19 protein-coding genes and 1 pseudogene are annotated in these 18,248 nt (G+C 68.0%); 19 read left to right on the top strand and 1 reads right to left on the bottom strand.

Annotated features, from left to right (window positions below; translation table 11 throughout):
* The 16 genes and pseudogenes from B1790_RS35365 to B1790_RS19190 all read left to right on the top strand — a co-directional run.
* Positions 1-211 (top strand): annotated as a pseudogene (locus B1790_RS35365) (ATP-dependent Clp protease ATP-binding subunit); the annotation flags it as partial.
* 121 nt (positions 212-332) lie between these two features.
* Positions 333-1,781 (top strand): catalase, encoded by a 1,449-nt coding sequence (locus B1790_RS19260; RefSeq protein WP_079924880.1) that lies wholly within the window; start codon positions 333-335, stop codon positions 1,779-1,781.
* Between the two features lie 196 nt (positions 1,782-1,977).
* Positions 1,978-2,508, top strand: coding sequence for a hypothetical protein (locus tag B1790_RS19255; protein WP_233165203.1), 531 nt, complete (start codon positions 1,978-1,980; stop codon positions 2,506-2,508).
* A 40-nt stretch (positions 2,509-2,548) separates the two neighbouring features.
* Positions 2,549-2,980 carry an organic hydroperoxide resistance protein gene (locus tag B1790_RS19250; RefSeq protein ID WP_198952053.1) on the top strand — a complete coding sequence of 144 codons (432 nt, stop codon included), beginning with the start codon at positions 2,549-2,551 and terminating at the stop codon, positions 2,978-2,980.
* A 3-nt stretch (positions 2,981-2,983) separates the two neighbouring features.
* The gene (locus B1790_RS19245; protein ID WP_079924875.1) at positions 2,984-3,628 is read left to right on the top strand and encodes a sensor domain-containing protein; all 645 of its coding nucleotides are present in this window, start codon (positions 2,984-2,986) and stop codon (positions 3,626-3,628) included.
* 138 nt (positions 3,629-3,766) lie between these two features.
* Positions 3,767-5,032, top strand: a complete 1,266-nt coding sequence (gene egtA / locus B1790_RS19240; protein WP_079924874.1) for an ergothioneine biosynthesis glutamate--cysteine ligase EgtA — start codon at positions 3,767-3,769, stop codon at positions 5,030-5,032.
* The gene (egtB, locus tag B1790_RS19235) at positions 5,029-6,324 is read left to right on the top strand and encodes an ergothioneine biosynthesis protein EgtB (RefSeq protein WP_079924873.1); all 1,296 of its coding nucleotides are present in this window, start codon (positions 5,029-5,031) and stop codon (positions 6,322-6,324) included. Before egtA ends, egtB begins: the two co-directional genes overlap by 4 nt.
* Position 6,325: 1 nt before the next feature.
* Entirely contained in the window at positions 6,326-7,018 is a 693-nt protein-coding gene (gene egtC, locus B1790_RS19230) for an ergothioneine biosynthesis protein EgtC (RefSeq protein ID WP_079924872.1), read from the top strand.
* Positions 7,015-7,980, top strand: coding sequence for an L-histidine N(alpha)-methyltransferase (gene egtD, locus B1790_RS19225; protein ID WP_079924871.1), 966 nt, complete (start codon positions 7,015-7,017; stop codon positions 7,978-7,980). The genes egtC and egtD overlap by 4 nt, the downstream gene beginning before the upstream one ends.
* A complete protein-coding gene (gene egtE, locus B1790_RS19220) occupies positions 7,977-9,059 on the top strand; it encodes an ergothioneine biosynthesis PLP-dependent enzyme EgtE (protein ID WP_079924870.1) in 1,083 nt (360 codons plus the stop codon). Before egtD ends, egtE begins: the two co-directional genes overlap by 4 nt.
* Before the next feature lie 166 nt (positions 9,060-9,225).
* Positions 9,226-10,518: an NDMA-dependent methanol dehydrogenase gene (gene mdo / locus B1790_RS19215; protein WP_079924869.1), complete on the top strand. Its 1,293-nt coding sequence runs from the start codon at positions 9,226-9,228 to the stop codon at positions 10,516-10,518.
* Positions 10,518-11,645: a MoxR family ATPase gene (locus B1790_RS19210; RefSeq protein ID WP_079924868.1), complete on the top strand. Its 1,128-nt coding sequence runs from the start codon at positions 10,518-10,520 to the stop codon at positions 11,643-11,645. The genes mdo and B1790_RS19210 overlap by 1 nt, the downstream gene beginning before the upstream one ends.
* 8 nt (positions 11,646-11,653) lie before the next feature.
* Positions 11,654-13,186, top strand: coding sequence for a VWA domain-containing protein (locus tag B1790_RS19205; protein WP_079924867.1), 1,533 nt, complete (start codon positions 11,654-11,656; stop codon positions 13,184-13,186).
* A 152-nt stretch (positions 13,187-13,338) separates the two neighbouring features.
* Complete coding sequence (locus B1790_RS19200; protein WP_233165204.1) at positions 13,339-14,532, top strand: iron-containing alcohol dehydrogenase; 1,194 nt, start codon at positions 13,339-13,341, stop codon at positions 14,530-14,532.
* Entirely contained in the window at positions 14,529-15,893 is a 1,365-nt protein-coding gene (locus tag B1790_RS19195; RefSeq protein WP_304528836.1) for a histidine kinase, read from the top strand. Before B1790_RS19200 ends, B1790_RS19195 begins: the two co-directional genes overlap by 4 nt.
* Positions 15,883-16,539 (top strand): response regulator, encoded by a 657-nt coding sequence (locus B1790_RS19190; RefSeq protein WP_056552600.1) that lies wholly within the window; start codon positions 15,883-15,885, stop codon positions 16,537-16,539. The genes B1790_RS19195 and B1790_RS19190 overlap by 11 nt, the downstream gene beginning before the upstream one ends.
* 82 nt (positions 16,540-16,621) lie before the next feature.
* Here the strand turns inward: B1790_RS19190 and mftM are convergent, their stop codons facing one another.
* Complete coding sequence (mftM, locus tag B1790_RS19185) at positions 16,622-17,464, bottom strand: mycofactocin oligosaccharide methyltransferase MftM (RefSeq protein WP_079924866.1); 843 nt, start codon at positions 17,462-17,464, stop codon at positions 16,622-16,624.
* A 186-nt stretch (positions 17,465-17,650) separates the two neighbouring features.
* Between mftM and mftA the strand changes: the two genes are divergently transcribed.
* The 3 genes from mftA to B1790_RS19170 form a co-directional block, all read left to right on the top strand.
* Positions 17,651-17,755 (top strand): mycofactocin precursor MftA, encoded by a 105-nt coding sequence (gene mftA, locus B1790_RS19180; RefSeq protein ID WP_079924865.1) that lies wholly within the window; start codon positions 17,651-17,653, stop codon positions 17,753-17,755.
* 2 nt (positions 17,756-17,757) lie between these two features.
* Positions 17,758-18,018, top strand: coding sequence for a mycofactocin biosynthesis chaperone MftB (gene mftB, locus B1790_RS19175; protein WP_079924864.1), 261 nt, complete (start codon positions 17,758-17,760; stop codon positions 18,016-18,018).
* Between the two features lie 5 nt (positions 18,019-18,023).
* Positions 18,024-18,248, top strand: a 225-nt coding sequence (locus B1790_RS19170; protein ID WP_369832377.1) for a radical SAM protein, incomplete at its 3' end; no start/stop codon positions are given.

Raw genomic sequence — 18,248 nt, 5'->3', positions numbered from 1 at the left:
CCGTGTCCGTGCTGGTGACCACCATGGCGGTCACCAGCACGGACACGGCCAGGGGCAGATGGAACGCGACGGTGGCGGGCCGCGGCACGGCTGGCCGGGTGGCCCGGGCGGCCCCGGTTTCCCGGGCGGCCCCGGTTTCCCGGGCGGTCCCGGCTGGGACGGGCCGGGTCAAGGTCCCGGTTCAGCTCCGCCGACGCCTCCCGGTCGATAGCCTCGAATCGGGGTGACGAGTGCGTACGACGCTTCGTGGGTATGCCACGGCGTGCGGTGCGTCAGACGAGATGCGGCCCAGCCCCGAGTGGCCGCGACGCCACCCGGAGATGGATGGGTTCATGACTGAAAAGATCGCGACCACGGACGGCGGAGCGCCGATCCCCAGCGTCGAGCACTCGCTCACGGTCGGTCCCGACGGGCCGATTCTGCTTCAGGACCACTACCTGATCGAGCAGATGGCCAACTTCAACCGTGAGCGTATTCCGGAGCGGCAGCCACATGCCAAGGGCGGCGGCGCATTTGGTCACTTCGAGGTGACCAACGACGTCAGCCAGTACACCAAGGCGGCGGTGTTCCAGCCCGGCGCGAAGACCGAGACGGTGATCAGGTTCTCCACGGTGGCCGGCGAGCGTGGCAGCCCAGACACCTGGCGTGACCCGCGCGGCTTCTCGCTGAAGCTGTACACGACCGAGGGCAACCTCGACATCGTCGGCAACAACACCCCGGTGTTCTTCATCCGCGACCCCATGAAGTTCCAGAACTTCATCCGGAGCCAGAAGCGGATGGCTGCCAACAACCTTCGCGATCACCACATGCAGTGGGACTTCTGGACGCTGTCTCCGGAGTCGGCGCATCAGGTGACGTGGTTGATGGGTGACCGTGGCATCCCGAAGTCGTGGCGGCACATGAACGGCTATTCCAGCCACACGTACAGCTGGGTCAACTCGGGAGATGAACTGTTCTGGGTCAAGTACCACTTCAAATCCGACCAGGGCGTCGAATTCCTGACGCAGGAGGAGGGTGACCGGCTGGCCGGTGCGGACGGCGACTACCACCAGCGCGATCTGTTCAACTCGATCGAGTCGGGCGACCATCCGAGCTGGACGCTGAAGATGCAGATCATGCCGTTCGAGGACGCGAAGACCTACCGATACAACCCGTTCGACCTGACCAAGGTGTGGCCGCACTCGGACTACCCCTTGATCGACGTCGGAAAGCTGACGTTGGACCGCAACGTGGTGGACTACCACGCGCAGATCGAGCAGGCGGCGTTCGAGCCCAACAACATCGTCCCCGGCACGGGCCTGTCGCCGGACAAGATGCTGCTGGCTCGCGGGTTCTCCTACTCAGACGCGCACCGCGCCCGACTTGGCGTGAACTACAAGCAGATTCCGGTCAACGAGCCGAAGTCGGAGGTCAACGCGTACTCCAAGGACGGCGCGATGCGGATCAAGCTCGCGACCGATCCCGTGTACGCGCCGAACTCGATGGGCGGCCCCGTCGCCGATCCCGCGCGGGCGGCCGAGGTGCACTGGGCGTCCGACGGCGACATGGTCCGCACGGCGTACGCGCTACGGCCGGAGGACGACGACTGGGGTCAGGCAGGCACGCTGGTGCGGGAGGTGCTCGACGACGACGCTCGGGAACGGTTGGTGAGCAACATCGTCGGCCACGTGCTCGACGGCGTGAAGGAACCCGTGCTGTCGCGGGTCTTCGAGTACTGGACCAACGTCGACCCGGAGATCGGCAAGAAGGTCGAGGAAGGGGTGCGCGCCGGCAACGGCTGACGCTCCTCACCTGTTCGTGAATCTGGCGACGCACCACGCGGGTGGGGCGTCGCCAGATTCACGTTCGGGGCCACGAAGGCGACGCGACACGCCGCAGCGAATGCCATCCTTGTGATTCTCCTGGGGTCTGTGAGACTATTGAGAACTTTGGGGAACATGTGGCGACGGTTCCCAATTCGTGACAATGTCGTCACCCATGACACGCATGCGAGTGAGGCTCGTCGCGGCGGTCGGCGCGGCATTGGTCCTCCTGACGAGCGGCTGCTCGCTGCAGGCGGAGCCACCGCAGCGCGGCTTGGCGAAGGTGTTCTCCGTCGGCGACTGCGTCGCCATCCCGTCGGAGGCGCCGGACTCGCCAACCACCTTGACCGCCGACAAGGCATCCTGCGCGGCTGACCCGAGCTACACCGTCGGCGCGCTCGCCGACGAATCCGGAGCCTGTCCAAGTAGCGAATATCAGCACGTGCCAACGCAATTCGCCGACCCGTCGACTACCCGACTGTGCCTGGTGCCCAACCTCGTCGCCAACCACTGCTACGTCATGGACATGCCGATCGGCATGCTGCAACTCGCCGACTGCGCCGAGCGCGGCCAGGACGGCCTGCTGGTCCAGGTCACCCAGCGCCTCGACGTCCGGGATCAAAAAGCCTGCCCCACGGCGGTCGGTCAATACGCCTGGCCATACCCGTCCCCGCCCAGGACGTACTGCACCCTGACGATCTTCTAGGGGATTCTCGCCCGCCGTCGCGCCTGGCATGATCGAACGCATGAGCATCGAAGTCGTCTACACGGCAGAATCCACGTCCACCGGTGGGGGCCGCGACGGCCACGTGACGTCCGCCGACGGAAAGATCGACCTCGACACCCGCCCGCCCAAGGAGATGGGTGGCAGCGGCGAGGGCGTCAACCCCGAGCTTCTCTTCTCGGCCGGTTACTCCGCCTGCTTCCTCGGCGCACTGCGACTGGTCGCCAAGAACGAGAAGATCTCCATCGACGACGCCAGCGCCATCACCGCCCAGATCGGCTTCGGCAAGGACTCCGAGGGTGGGTTCGGCCTGAACGCGCACCTCATCGGGTACCTCCCCGGCCTCGAGCAGAGCGTCGCCGACGACCTGATGGAGAAGGCTCACGGCTTCTGCCCGTACTCCAAGGCCACTCGCGGCAACATCGACGTCAAGCTGACTGCCAAGGTCGTCTAGCCGATGCGCACACCCGCCGGTGTGGCGCTGGCCGTGATGGCGGGAGCCGTCGCACTGGCGCCGGTTGCCGTCGCGCGCCCGTCCGACCCGGGGGTGGTGTCCTACGCCGTCCTCGGCAAGGGCTCGGTGGGCAACATCGTCGGCGCCCCGATGCGGTGGGAGTCGACCTTCACGGCGCCGTTCCAGGGTTATTACGTCGACCTTCCTGCGTGCAACAACTGGGCCGACATCGGGCTGCCCGAGGTCTACGCCGATCCCGACCTGGCGTCGTTCAACGGCGCGGTCGCCCAGCGTGCCGCCGACGACGACACCAATCTGGTGAAACAGGCCGTCGGAGTGTTCGCGACCGGCGAGGCCGCCACCCGAGCCTTCCACCGCGTGACCGACAGGACCGTCGGCTGCGCCGGCCAAACCACGGCCATGCACCTCGAGGACTTCACGACGCAGGTCTGGTCGTTCTCCGGTGGCGGACCGACGGGCAACGATGCGGTGTGGGTGAAGCAGGAGGCGGGTACTGATCGACGGTGCTTCATTCAAACCAGGCTGCGCGAGAACGTTCTGCTACAAGCGAAAGTCTGCCAACCTGGCAACGGCGGACCCGCGGTGAACGTGCTGGCTGGCGCGATGCAAAACACCCTGGGCCAGTAGCGGCCGCGCCCGTACGGCAGTCCGGGATGAATAGTCTTGGGGATTTGTCGGTTACCTCTCCGAAGATGGTGAAGGCAATCTTTGACGCCAACGAGCCGCGCCTTGCCCCCGCGCGGCGATCCGGAGGGGACGGTTGACGTGACCACCACCGCAGACCTGTGTGGAGCCGAGCTGACGGACTCCGCCGACGCGGCCCGCCGGATCGGCGCGGAGTGTTTGACCGACGGTCCGATCGGCGCCATCGGCTTGGAGATCGAGGCGCATTGCTTCGACCTCGCCGACCCCATGCGACGCCCGGGGTGGGCCGAGCTGACCGAGGTGATCGCCACGGTTCCGCCGATGCCAGGCGGCAGCCCGATCACCGTCGAGCCCGGCGGAGCGGTCGAGCTGTCCGGCCCGCCCGCGGATTCGGTGCTGCCCGCCATCGCGTCGATGCGGACCGATCGGGCGGTCCTGACCAAGGCCTTCGCCGAACACGGATTGGGCTTGGTGCTGCTCGGCGCCGATCCCCTTCGCCCGCCCGAACGGGTCAACCCGGGGGATCGCTACCGCGCCATGGAGCAATTCTTCGCGGCCAGCGGCACGGTCGACGCCGGCGCGGCGATGATGACGTCGACGGCGTCGGTGCAGGTCAACCTAGACGCCGGCCCACGTGCAGGCTGGGCCGAGCGGGTCCGGCTCGCTCACGCGCTCGGGCCGACGATGATCGCGATCTCCGCCAACTCGCCGCTGCTCGGCGGTGAGCCCTCCGGCTGGCGCAGCACCCGGCAGCGGGTGTGGAGCCGGCTGGACACCGCGCGCACCGGTCCGGTACTGGGTGCCAGCGGGGGTGACCCGGCCGACGACTGGGTCAGCTACGCGCTGAAGGCCCCGGTGATGTTGGTGCAAGGCATGGGGACTGCCCCCACGACTCCCCTCACACAGGTCGTGCCCTTCGCCGACTGGGCCGACGGGCGCGCGCTGCTCGGCGGTCGGCGCCCGACGGCGGCCGACCTGGACTACCACCTCACGACGCTGTTCCCGCCGGTGCGGCCGCGCGGCTTCCTGGAGATCAGGTACCTCGACAGCACCCCGGACGACGTCTGGCCCGCCGTGGTCTTCACCCTGGCCACCCTCCTCGACGACCCATCCGCCGTCGAGGTCGCCGCGGAGGCGACGGAACCCGTTGCCACCGAATGGGACCTGGCCGCCAGGGTCGGACTCGGCGACGAACGTCTACGCACGGCGGCCCTGCGGTGCGTGCAGACCGTCGCCGAGCTGGCACCACCGGAGCTGCGCGCCCCGATGCAGCGGTTGTTGCGCCGCGTGGAACTTGGCCGGAGCTCGGCCGACGACTTCACCGACCTCGTCGCAGGAAGCACGGTGCCTGCGGCCGTGAGCCGACTGGCGGGTATGACGGCGTGACGACCCGAGAGGAACTGGCCAGAGAGCTCACCTCGGCGAGGGAGCGCACGCTGCGGCTCGTCGAACTCGACGACGCCGAGCTGCTGCGCCAGTACGACCCGCTGATGAGCCCGCTGGTGTGGGACCTGGCGCACATCGGCTGGCAAGAGGAGATGTGGCTGCTCCGCGGCAACGACCCGCGTCGGCCGGGGCTGCTCGAGCCGGCGGTGGAACGGCTCTACGACGCCTTCGAACACTCGCGGGCCAGTCGCGTCAACCTGCCGCTGCTGCCGCCGACGGACGCGCGGTCCTTCGTTCGCACCGTCCGGGACAAGTCGCTCGACGCGCTCGAGGCCCTGCCCGCCGACGACGGCAGCGGCGCCTTCGTGTTCGGCTTGGTGGTCAGCCACGAGAATCAGCACGACGAAACCATGTTGCAGGCCTTGAGCATTCGCACGGGTCCGCCGATCCTGGGCCGCGGCGCACCGCTGCCGCCGGGGCGCCCCGGCGTCGCGGGGACGTCGGTGTTGGTGCCGGGCGGTCCGTTCGTCCTCGGTGTCACTGCCGCCGAGGAGCCGATGTCGCTGGACAACGAACGCGACGCGCACGTCGTCGACGTGGCGTCGTTCCGGATCGGACGGGTTCCCGTCACCAACGGCGAGTGGCGCGAGTTCGTCGACGACGGCGGCTACCGAGAACCGCGGTGGTGGTCGGACGGCGGGTGGGCGCACCGTCAGCAGGCCGAGCTGACCGCGCCGAAGTTCTGGAGCCTCGAGGCCGGAACCCGAACGCGGTTCGGATACGTGGAGGACATTCCCGCCGACGAACCCGTGCAGCACGTGACGTTCTTCGAAGCCGAGGCGTACGCCGCGTGGGCCGGTGCCCGGCTGCCCACCGAGGAGGAGTGGGAGAAGGCCTGTGCCTGGGATCCGGAACGGAGCTCTCGCCGCCGGTTCCCTTGGGGTGCAACGGAACCCAGTTCGGCCCTGGTCAACATGGGTGGCGAGGCGTTGCGCCCGGCGCCCGTCGGGGCCTACCCGGCCGGGGCGTCGGCCTACGGCGCGGAGCAGATGCTCGGTGACGTGTGGGAGTGGACGACGTCCTCGCTGCGGCCGTGGCCGGGGTTCACCCCGATGCTCTACGAGCAGTATTCGAGCCCGTTCTTCGAGGGCTCCGGGGACGGTGAGTACCGAGTGCTTCGCGGTGGTGCGTGGTCGGTGGCCCCCAACATCGTGCGGCCGAGCTTCCGCAACTGGGACCATCCGATTCGCCGGCAGATCTTCTCCGGCGTCCGACTCGCGTGGGACGCCTAGGGTGTGCCGTCACCTGGGCTGGCTTGGTGGGCCGGTGTCCGTCGCGTCCCTGGTCCTCGACCCGCCGAATGCCCTTCTGGTGCAGTCGTATTCACCTCGGCTGCAGAAGCACGGCACGATGAACGCCGACGGCTGGGGCGCCGGCTTCTTCGACACCGGAACGCCGCGGCGGTGGCGGAGCGCCGCACCGCTGTGGGGTGACGCGTCCTTCGCGTCGGTGGCGCCCGCGCTGCGTAGCGGATGCGTCGTCGCGGCCGTCCGGTCGGCCACCGTCGGCATGCCGATCGAACCGTCGGCGTCCGCGCCGTTCACCGACGGCCAATGGCTGCTGTCCCACAACGGCGTCGTCGACCGGTCGGTGTTGCCGCTGTCGTCGGCCGCAGAATCCACCGTCGACAGTGCGCTGCTGGCCGCCCTGATCTTCGATCGCGGCCTCGACGCGTTGGGTGACACCATCGTCGAGGTCGGCACCGCCGATCCGAACGCCCGCCTGAACATCGTCGCCGCCAACGGATCTCGACTGCTGGGTACGACGTGGGGAGACACCCTGTCGATCCTGCGAAGGGACGACGGCGTCGTGCTGGCAAGCGAACCCTATGACGACGACCCCCGCTGGGAGGAGGTTCCCGACCGTCACCTGGTGGACGTCTCGGGGGCCTCCGTCGAACTGATTGCTCTGAAAGGCTCGTCATGACCATGTCCCTTTCCAACTACCTCGCCGCCGACGCCGCGGCCCACGCGCTGCGGCGCGACGTCCGCGACGGCCTGACGTCGTCTCCGAAGTCCTTGCCGCCCAAGTGGTTCTACGACGCCACGGGCAGCGATCTCTTCGATCAGATCACCCGACTGCCCGAGTACTACCCGACGCGCGCCGAAGCCGAGATCCTTCGCGCCCACGGCGCCGACGTCGCAGCCTCCTCGGGAGCGGACACCCTGGTGGAGTTGGGCAGCGGAACGTCGGAGAAGACGCGCATCCTGCTCGACGCCATGGACCACGCTGGCTCATTGCGGCGGTTCATCCCCTTCGACGTCGACGCGACGATCCTCGAATCGGCGGGCGCCGCCATCGGAGCCGAGTACCCCGGCGTCGAGATCGACGCCGTCTGTGGAGATTTCGAGGAGCACCTCGGCAAGATTCCGCTGGTAGGGCGTCGGCTGGTGGTCTTCCTCGGCTCGACGATCGGCAACCTCACCGCCGGTCCGCGCGCCGACTTCCTCGCGGCGCTGGCCGACAGCCTGCAACCGGGGGACACGCTCTTGCTCGGCACTGACCTCGTCAAGGACGTCGACCGCCTGGTTCGGGCCTACGACGATTCGGCGGGCGTCACCGCGGCCTTCAACAAGAACGTGCTCGCCGTGGTGAACCGCGAGCTCGACGCCGACTTCGACCTCGACGGTTTCGAGCACGTCGCCCGGTGGAACCCCGACGAGCTACGCATCGAGATGAGGCTGCGCGCCACCAGTCCGCAGCGGGTGCGGATCGAGGGTCTCGACCTGACCGTCGACTTCGCCGCGGGCGAGGAGATGCTGACCGAGGTGTCCTGCAAGTTCCAGCCCGACGGCGTCTCCGACGAGCTCGCCGCGGCCGGTCTGCGGCGGATCGCGTGGTGGACCGACGCCGCCGGTGACTTCGGGCTCTCGCTCGCCGTCAAGTGACCGACCTCGCCGAGCAGTGGAGGGCGGCCCGACCGTCGACGGCGGGGGTGCACCTCGACAGTGCCGCCTGCTCACGGCAGTCGTTCGCCGCAGTCGACGCCGCAGCGGCGCACGCCCGTCATGAAGCCGAGGTCGGCGGATACGTCGCCGCCGAGGCCGCAGCGCCTGCGCTGCACGCGGGCCGAGCCGCCGCCGGAGCCCTGACCGGGTTCGCCGCCGCCGACGACGTCGTCTTCACCACCGGCGCCACCCACGCCCTCGCCCTTCTGCTGAGCGATTGGCAGGGCGGCAAGAAGATCGCCTGTTTGCCCGGTGAATACGGACCGAACCTCGTCGTCATGGCGCGACGCGGTTTCCACACGGTGCCGCTCCCGGCTGACGGCGAGGGACGGCTCGACCCCGACGCGGCCGCCCGCGCCCTCGCCGACGACCCGCCGGCGTTGGTGCACGTCACGATGCTGGGCAGTCACCGCGGCGTCGTCCAGCCCGTCGCGGCGATCGCCGCGGCGTGCCGCGAACACGGCATCCCCCTGGTCGTCGACGCCGCCCAGGCATTCGCGCACCTCGACTGCGCCGACACCGGTGCCGACGCGGTGTACACGTCGTCGCGCAAGTGGACGGCCGGACCACGGGGCGTCGGACTGCTGGCCACCCGGCCCGGACTGCTGACCGACCAGACCAGGGCCGACCTGGCCAACGCCGAAGTGAACGTCGCTGCCCACCTTGGTCTTTCGGTGGCGCTCGGGGAGCACGTCGTGGCGGGTCCACGACACATCCAGGCCCGGCTCGCCGAGGTGGGCGCCCAGACGCGCACGGTGCTCGCCGAGGTGCCCGGCTGGCAGGTGGTGGAGTCCGTCGACGAGCCAAGCGCCATTACGACGCTGACTCCGCCCGATGGCGTCGACCCGCTGGAGGTTCGGGCCCGGCTCATCGCCGAACACGGGATTATCACCACCCGCGCGGGCGTCGAACGTGCGCCCGGCGAGATGACGCGTGCTGCCCTTCGGGTGTCACCGCACGTCGACGTGACCACCGATGAGCTCGAGATGCTCGCCGCGGCGCTGACCGCGCTGCGGTAGCGGCGACGCCAGCACCTACCCGATCGGGCAGGCGGGCACTGCCCGGTCGTCCCGACTAGTGCTGCCCGAGCATTCGGACTTGGAGTCGATGTGTTCCCCGCGTCACAGTGGCGTGCCTACCTTGATGGTCACGCGCAGCTCGCGTCACTGACGAGAGGAACATGTCATGAAGGTCGAAGACCTGCTAAAGCCCTTTCCCATCAAAGAGTTTCACCCCTTCCCCCGCGCCATGATGGGCCCCGGCGCCCATGAGATGGTCGGGCCGGAAGCCCTCAAGATGGGGTTCAAGAAGACCCTTCTGATGTCGTCGGGTCTGCGCGGCACCGACATCGTGCACAACATGGCGGAGTCCCTGAAGTGGCACGGTCTCGAGGTCGTCGTGTACGACCAGGTCGAGTCGAATCCCAAGGACTACAACGTCATGGACTCGGTGAAGCTGTACCAGGAGAACGAATGCGACAGCTTCATTTCCATCGGTGGTGGCTCCACACACGACGCCTGCAAGGGTGCCCGCATCTCGGTCGCGCACGACGGTCGCAACGTCAACGACTTCGAGGGCTTCAACATGTCTGAGAACCCGAAGAACCCTCCGCACATTGCGATTTCGACGACGGCAGGCACCGGGTCGGAGACGTCCTGGGCGTACGTCATCACCGACACCACCACCGACCCCGACAACCCGCACAAGTACGTGGCCTTCGACGACGCGTGCGTGGCGACGCTGGCGATCGACGACCCGGTGCTCTACTACAGCTGCCCCGTCGACTACACCGCCCAGTGCGGGTTCGACGTGCTGGCCCATGCGTCGGAGCCGTATGTGTCGCGGCTGAACTTCGAGCCGTCGCTCGGCAACGCGATTCGGGCGATCAAGCTCACCGCCGAGAACCTGCGCGAAGCCACCTGGAACGGTCAGGACCTCAAGGGCCGCGAAGGCATGATGTACGCGCAATACGTTGCCGCCCAGGCGTTCAACTCGGGTGGGCTCGGCATCATCCACTCCATTTCGCACGCGGTCAGCGCGTTCTACGACACCCATCACGGCTTGAACAACGCGATCGCCCTGCCGCGGGTGTGGGCGTTCAACATGTCGGCCGCCTACAAGCGGTTCGCCGACATCGCTCAGGCGATGGGCGTGGACACCTACGGCATGACCGACGTGCAGGCCGCCGACGCCGCCCTCGGCGCCGCGATCCGACTCCTGCGTGACGTGAACATCATCGAGAAGTTCACCGACGTCAAGCAGGACAGCTACTCCAAGAACCGGCTCGGCTCGGGTCCCACCAAGTTCTACGAGAATGCGCCGGTGATCAAGGGCGACAAGGCCGACGTCGACCGCATCACCAACCACGTCCTCGGTGACGCGTGCACACCCGGCAACGCCAAGGAGTGCACGTTCGACCTCGTTCGCCCGGTCGTCGAGCACTGCATGAACGGCGACCTCGACGAACTCCTGCCCTGATGTCCTCGTTCGACTCCGTCGAGGCTGTGTGCGAGGCACTCGCCGGCGAGGGATACATCGCCGACGAGCACCTCGCGACAACGGTCTTCCTGCAGACCAAGCTCGACAAGCCGCTGCTGATCGAGGGACCTGCTGGCGTCGGCAAGACGGAGCTGGCCAAGGCGCTGGCCGCCGCCACCGGCCGCCGCCTGCTGCGGCTGCAGTGCTACGAAGGTCAGGACGAGACGAAGGCGCTCTACGAGTGGGACTACGGCAAGCAGTTGCTGTACACCCAGATCCTCAGGGAGAAGATCGGTCAGTTGGTGGCCGATGCCGCCGACCTGGACGAAGCCGTCGACCGGATCGGCGCCCAGGAGAGCGTGTTCTTCTCCGACCGGTTCCTGGCGTCGCGCCCGCTGCTCGAGGCGGTGCGCTCGGACGAACCGGTGGTTCTCTTGATCGACGAAATCGACCGCGCCGACGAGGCACTCGAAGCCGTGCTGCTGGAATTGCTTGGCGAGTACCAGGTGTCGGTTCCGGAGATCGGGACGTTCACGGCCAAGCATGCGCCGTACGTGATCCTGACGTCGAACAACACCCGCGACCTGGCGGCTGCGCTGAAACGGCGTTGCCTACACCTGTTCCTCGACTATCCCTCTGCGGAAAGGGAATTGGAGATCGTCCGCTCCAAGGACACCGGTTTGAACGACGCGGTGGCCGCCCAACTGGTCGACGTGGTCCGCGGCCTGCGCGATCTCGATCTGCGGAAGGCGCCGAGCATCTCCGAGACCATCGACTGGGCCCGCACCCTTGCGGTACTCGGGGTCGGCGAGCTCTCGGCGAAGGTGCTTTCGGACACGGTGTCGGTGGTGGTCAAGTACGACAAGGACATTCGCAAGTCGCTCGAGGCGCTCCCGCGGCTCGTCGACCCCAACGCGACGGTGCCCACCTCGGCGCACAACGGCCACGACCACGATCACGGTCACTCGCACGCGCATGGCGAGCACACCCACACCCACGCGTCGACTGACCCCGAACCCGACGGGGCGGCCGTACGCGAAGCCAAGGACAAGCCGGGCCGATTCACCAACGGGTACTACGGAACACCCAAGAAGAACGCCTCGCTCGGCCGGCGTCGGCCCTTCTAGGAGCCGACGTGGAAGCGACCCTGCACCGTTTCGTCCGGCTCCTGCGGCTCGCGGGTGTGCGCGTCTCGATCCCCGAGGCGCTGGACGCGATGCGGTGCGCCGGCCAACCCGGTGTGCTGTCCTCGCGAACCATCCTGCGCACCGCGCTGCGGGTGGCGCTCGTCAAGGACCAGCGCGACGAGCCGGTGTTCGACGAGATATTCGACGCGTTCTTCTCGTTAGTGCGGGTCGGTGGCGACGACGGAGCACGGGGCCACGGTCACGCTCACGACGATCTCGTGGACTCCGGTGAGCTCGAGTCGTTCACGCTGTCCGACGAGCCGAGCGACAAGCCGGAGGAAGGCCACGAGCACGGCAAGCCTGCCAGCATTCGGGAGTACTTCAAACAGGAGGACCTGGCGCAGCAGTACAACCTGCACCAGGAGGCCAACAAGATCGACATTGCCGCGCTGACCGACCAGATCGTCCTGTCCAAGGAGAGCGCGGGCCTCGACGAGAACAAGTACCGCGTCGAGCTCTCCGCGGACCGACTCCACGGCGGCGGACCCCCTGGCACGCTGTCGACGTCGACCGGCACCAGCGTCGAGGCGTCGCTCACCATCGCAGAACAGGACGCCCTGCTTGGCTGGCTCGACGATCTGACCGACGCCGACGACGGTGACGAGGCTGACGCAGCGGCGTTGCGCCGCAGGCTCACAGGCGTTCTGGAGAACCTGCCGCAGGCATTGAAACGGCACCTCGAGGCGTTGTTGGCGTTGGAGGACAGGGTCGTGGAGACGCGTACCCACCGCGAAGCCGCGCTGTCGGGGTCGGTCCGGCTCCCGGAGACCGAGCGAGCCGAGCTCGAGGAATCACTGCGCAGGCTGGCGCGCAGCCTGCACGGCGCGCTGACCCACCGTCGGCGCAACGCGGCGGCCGGGCGAGTCGACTCCGGGCGGACGATGCGCCGCAACATGCGATTCGACGGCATCCCGTTCGTCCCCGTCACCGTCCGGCGCGCGGAGGACCGGCCTCGCTTGGTGGTGCTCGCCGACGTAAGTCTCTCGGTGCGGGCCACGTCGCGTTTCACGCTGAACCTGGTGCACGGTCTGCAGGACCTGTTCACCCAGGTGCGCACGTTCGCATTCGTCGCAGACGTCGCCGAGACCACCGAGCTGTTCAGGGACTACTCCGGCGACCGTGCGCTGGGGATGCTGTTCGGCGGAGACGTCATCGACGTCGACGCGAATTCCGACTACGGCAACGCCTTCGGGGAATTCCTGGCCCAACACGCCTCCGCCGTGACCCGACGAACCACCGTGGTGGTGCTCGGGGACGGCCGAAACAACGCCAACGACCCCAACCTGGCGGCGTTCGAGGAGATCACCCGGCGGGCTCGCGAGACGGTGTGGCTGACGCCGGAACCGCGGTACTCGTGGGGGCTTGGCAGCTGCGACCTTCCCGCCTACGCCGAATATTGCAGCCGCGTGCGGGTGGTGCGCGACCTCAGCGGACTCGATCGGACGGCGCAGGAGTTCGCGACCGATGCGACGTACCGATGAGCACTCGGCCGCCTCGATTGGTCGAGCACCGTCCAGGTCGTACTGTGAATCAAACGGTGTTGTCTGGGTCACATTCGGTGTCCCAGCCGAGCGGTGGTCGAGGCGGTGCTGTGGCGAACGTGGAACGGGTGCGGTACCCGGCGGCGGTGCCGCTGCCGCACCCCGAGCATCCGCACGACTCCGCCGGATTCGCGCCGGGCCGGGTGCTGAAGTTCCATGCGCCCGAGATCGTCTTCGGGGTCGACTCGATGGTGGAGGCGGCGCATGCGGCGCTGCGACTGGGCGCGCTCCGGCCCATGCTCGTCACCGACTCCGGTCTGATCGAGGCCGGCTGGGTCGACGAGATGACGAGGCACCTCCGCGAGCAGGGGGTGGAGGCGAGGGTGTGGAGCGACCTCACGCCCAACCCGAAGGATCACGAGATCGCCGCCGGCTACGAGGTCTACCGGTCCAATCGCTGCGACGTCCTGGTCGCCGTCGGAGGCGGGTCGGTGATCGACGCCGCGAAGGGCGTCGCGATCCTGGCCGCCAACGGCGGGAACATCCTGGACTACGAGGGTGTCGACAAGGCGCTGATGCCGATCCCGCCGCTGGTCGTGGTGCCGTCGACGTCGGGAACGGGCGCCGACGTCTCCCAGTTCTGCATCGTCACCGACACCACCCGCAACACCAAGATCACCATCCTCGGCCGGTCGCTGGTGCCGGACATCACGGTGATCGACCCGCGGCTGCTCACCACGATGCCCGAATGGCTCAACGCCGCAACGGGTTTGGATGCACTCACCCACGGCATCGAGGCGTTCGTGTCGCTCGGGCACAATCAACTCACCGACCACCATGCGCTGCGGGCGGTGCAGATGGTGACCGACAACCTGGTGGCCACCATCGACCGGCCCGCGGACATGTCGGCACGAATCCTGATGGCCCAGGCCGCGTTGGAGGCCGGGCTGGCCTTCACCAACGCGATCCTCGGTGCCGCGCACGCGATGAGCCATCAGGTCGGCGGATTGCTCGACCTTCCGCACGGCGTCATCAACGGGGTGCTGCTGCCTCACGTCATCCGGTTCAACGCCGAGGACGATCCGGAGCCCTTCCGCGCGATCGCCGCCTACCTCGGGATCGTCGACCCCCGGGCTCCCGCGGCGGAAGCCGCTCTGGCCCTTGCCGATCGGATCGAGCAACTGGCGGTCCGAGTCGGGGTGCCGCGTGGCCTTGCGCAGCTCGGCGTCAACGAAACCGATCTGCCACGACTGGCGGCGGCCGCCCTGCAGGACGCCTGCATGACCACCAATCCGCGGCAGGCCGACGCCGTCCAGATTCAGGCACTGTTCCGGACTGCGATGTGACGTCCGAACTTTCGCGTACTCCCGACCGCCGCCCAGATCTCGAGCGGCTGACCGGAGTTCGTTCCGGCAAGGGCACGTTCTACCCGGAGCTGCGCGTAGCCGCCCAGCGGCTGGACCGGGTGGTGGCGGCCTTCGACATCATCTCCCGCGCCCTGGTGCAGACGACCGAGGGCCCGGAGAACCTGGTCCGGGCCGTCGCCGAGGCCGCGCGCATCCATCTCGACGCCGAGTGGATCCTGATCGCCCTGGCCGACGGTGCACTGCCCGAGGCCAGTCCGCGCCACCTGATCCTCGACTCGGCGGGAGTCGCCTACGCGTTCGAAGGACTCTCCGGGGCAACCGATCCGGGCCCGCACCTTCCCGATGCGGTGCTCAACCGACTCAACGACATCCTGCGTGGGCAGCTGGCACAGTTCCGCCTTCCGGTGATCGAGCGCCAGCACGCCCACGTGCCGATCGAGCTCGACGACGTCGTCATCGGGGCCTTCGCCGCCTGGACCCCGCGCAGCCGTGCCCTGGACGCCTCCGACGAGGTGGTGATGCGCATCCTGTCGAGTCAGACCGCGGTCGCACTGCAGAACTGTTCGCTGTTCAGCAAGTCCCAGGCGTTGCTCGCCGAGTCGGAGGCGCGCAACGCCGAACTGCTTGCCACCCAGCGTGAGCTGGGCGCTGCCCAACGCCACCAGGTGCTCGACTCCGAACGGCACCGCATCGCACGCGAGTTGCACGACAGCGTCGCCCAGACGGTGTTGTCCGCAGGAATGCAGATCGAGGTGTGTCGCGGGGAGTTGGAATCCCAGTCGGCGTCGAGCGACCTGATCGACAGGCTCGATCTGGCGAAGGACCTGAGCCGATCGGCCGTCGAGCAACTGCGCTCGGCGATCTATGCGCTGAACCATCCCGGCGACGCTCAGCGATCGAGCTTGCCGGAGATGCTCGACCAGCTGGCAACCGTGCACATGCCAGAAGATCTCCGCGTGACGCTGAAGGTCGTCGGCAGTCCGGTCGAAATGCCAAGTGACGTCGAGCATGCGCTGCTGCGGATCGCGGGCGAGGCGCTGTTCAACACCGCGATGCACGGCCACGCGACGCGGGCGATCGTGCGGTTGAAATACACGCCGATGGCGGTGGCGCTGTCCATCGCCGACGACGGTACCGGCGAGCCGGAGAAGTTGCGCATGATGTTGCGCCTGTCCGAAGCCGCCGACGTCGACGGCCACCACCGCGGGCTGGCCAACATGCTGGCCCGCGCCCGAGAACACGGCGGCACCCTCGAGGTGCTGCGGTCGCGAATCGGTGGCGTGCGCGTCGTCGCCACCGTGCCGGCACCCAACGAGAAGAGGACCGGCCATGACGACTGACGTCACCACGGGAACGATCAGGCTCGTGCTCGTCGACGACCACGCCATCCTGCGCGAGGGTCTGCGCTCGGTTCTTGAGCGCCAGCGAGGGCTCGTCGTCGTGGGTGAGGCGTCGTCGGAGGCCGAGGCGGTGGCCGTCGTCCTGGCGACGACCCCGGACGTCGTGCTGCTGGACCTCAAGCTGTCCGCGGGTTCGGAGTACGAAGGTCTTTCGTTGTGCACCAAGCTCTCTGCGGCCCATCCCGGCATCGGCTTGCTGGTGCTCACCACGTTCCTCGACGAGGACCTCGTGGTGCGCGCGATGCACGCCGGAGCCCGGGGGTACGTGGTCAAGGACGTCGACACCACCGAGTTGGTGCGCGCGATTCGGGCCATCTCGGCCGGTGACAGTGCCTTCGACTCACGAAGCGCCGCCGCCGTCGTCCGCTCGATGTCCGGGCGGGCCGACGTTCACCAGCAGCTCACCGCCCGCGAGCTCGAGGTGCTTCGACTGCTCGCAACGGGATTGTCCAACAACCAGATCGGCGAGCAGCTCTACATCTCGGCCACGACCGCGAAGTTCCACGTCAGCAACATCATGCGCAAACTCGAGGTCAGCAGGCGAGCCGAAGCGGTGTACGCCGCGAGCAAGCGTGGGCTGATTTAGCGCTTCTCCCCCTGCCGCGAGCGTGCGTGTCTGCGGGCGACACGCCGCGCAAGGATCGGAGTTCGTGCACGCTCGCGGACCGTCAACGGTCGAGAACGAGCCACCCTCCGTGGAATTCGTGCACCCCGGCCTCGACGCCCGCGCCCCGCCACGCCTCGGCGATCGTCGTCAGGACGCCGACGTCGAACCGCTGGACGTGCCCGTAGCAGGCTCGCGGCACGTCCTCGAACGGCACCGCCGCGATGACCCGGCGGCGGGACAGCCGCATCGCCTCGTGGAGTACCGCAGCCGAGGCGTCGGAGTCGAGGTGTTCGAGAAGGTGAAGCACCGTCACGGTTTCGGCTGCACCGTCCGGCAGGGGAACGTTGGCCGCGTCGCAGACCACGGTGCGCAGGAGGCGCCGCAGCGGCGCGCTGGTGCGGTCGAGCAGTTCCATCGTGGGGCCGCTCAGATCGGTCGCGGTGACGTCGAACCCGGCGGCTGCCATGCGGAGGGGAAAGAACCCGAAACACGAACCCAGGTCCACGATTTGGCGACCCACGACCAGGGACGCCGCGTGCTGGTGAATCGGAGCGAATGCCGCAGACCCGTGCTCGAGACGGTCCAGTGAGTTGCGGTAGAACCGAAGCCACGCGGCGTCGGACTCGCCGGCGTCATCGGTGACGGACTGCACGACCCCGGTGAACACGGCCTCAAACTCGGGCTGCCCGTGTAGCAGGCCGGCGTCGTCGAGTTCGGTCGCCAGCAGGACGGCGAGTTCGTCGGAGATCTCGTCGGGCCCCAGGTCGTGTTCGACGGCCAGCACCCCGTCGGCGCGACTCGTGCAGAACCGGGTCGTGCACAGGGCCGCCCGGTCGGGATGCGCGACGTGGGGGCCGCTGCGTCGGGTGACGCGTACCCGGGGAAGCGTCGACGCACTGGTCATGGGCGTCCCTTTGGTCGAGGAATGTTGTCGAACAACGCTATTCGGATGACGGACAGCTGCGCGCGACCCGAGGGGGTGGCATTCGTGACCCGTCCGGATGGGTAGGCGACTGCCCGTTCGGCGAGTGTCGGCCACGCATCGGGTGCCATAGCGTGATGGTGTCCGCAATCCCACCAGGAGGCCACGATGAACCGCTCTGACGAACCCGAAAACAGCGCCGCTGCAGAGACGCTCGTCGACGAGGTCTTGGTCGAGGAAGTATCCATCGACGGCATGTGCGGGGTTTACTGACCATGTTCGACCTCGACGCCCGCTGGCAGCTGCACCCGCAGGTGGCGCTGCGCCCCGAGCCCTTTGGGGCGCTGCTGTACCACTTCGGCACCAGGAAGCTGTCCTTCCTGAAGAACCTCGTGGTGGTAGAGGTGGTCACGGCGATCGGCGAGCATCCCACCGCACGGGCGGCGCTGCGAGCGGTCGGCGTCGAGGACGTCGGAATCTACGCGAAAGCGCTTGACACTCTGGTGAACTCGAACATGCTGGTGCGTGCCTCGTGACCGCGGTGCTGCCCGGGCGTCTGATCGACCAGTTCGAGCTCGGTCTCGACGCTCCGATCTGCCTGACGTGGGAACTGACCTACGCGTGCAATCTGTCCTGCGTGCATTGCCTGTCGTCCTCCGGCAAGCGCGACCCGCGCGAGCTGAGCACGCAGCAGTGCAAGGACGTCATCGACGAGCTCGAACGCATGCAGGTCTTCTACGTCAACGTCGGCGGCGGCGAACCGACG

It is taken from the genome of Mycobacterium sp. AT1 (assembly GCF_002043095.1).
GTDB lineage: Bacteria > Actinomycetota > Actinomycetes > Mycobacteriales > Mycobacteriaceae > Mycobacterium.
This window is presented reverse-complemented; position numbering and strand designations above follow the sequence as displayed.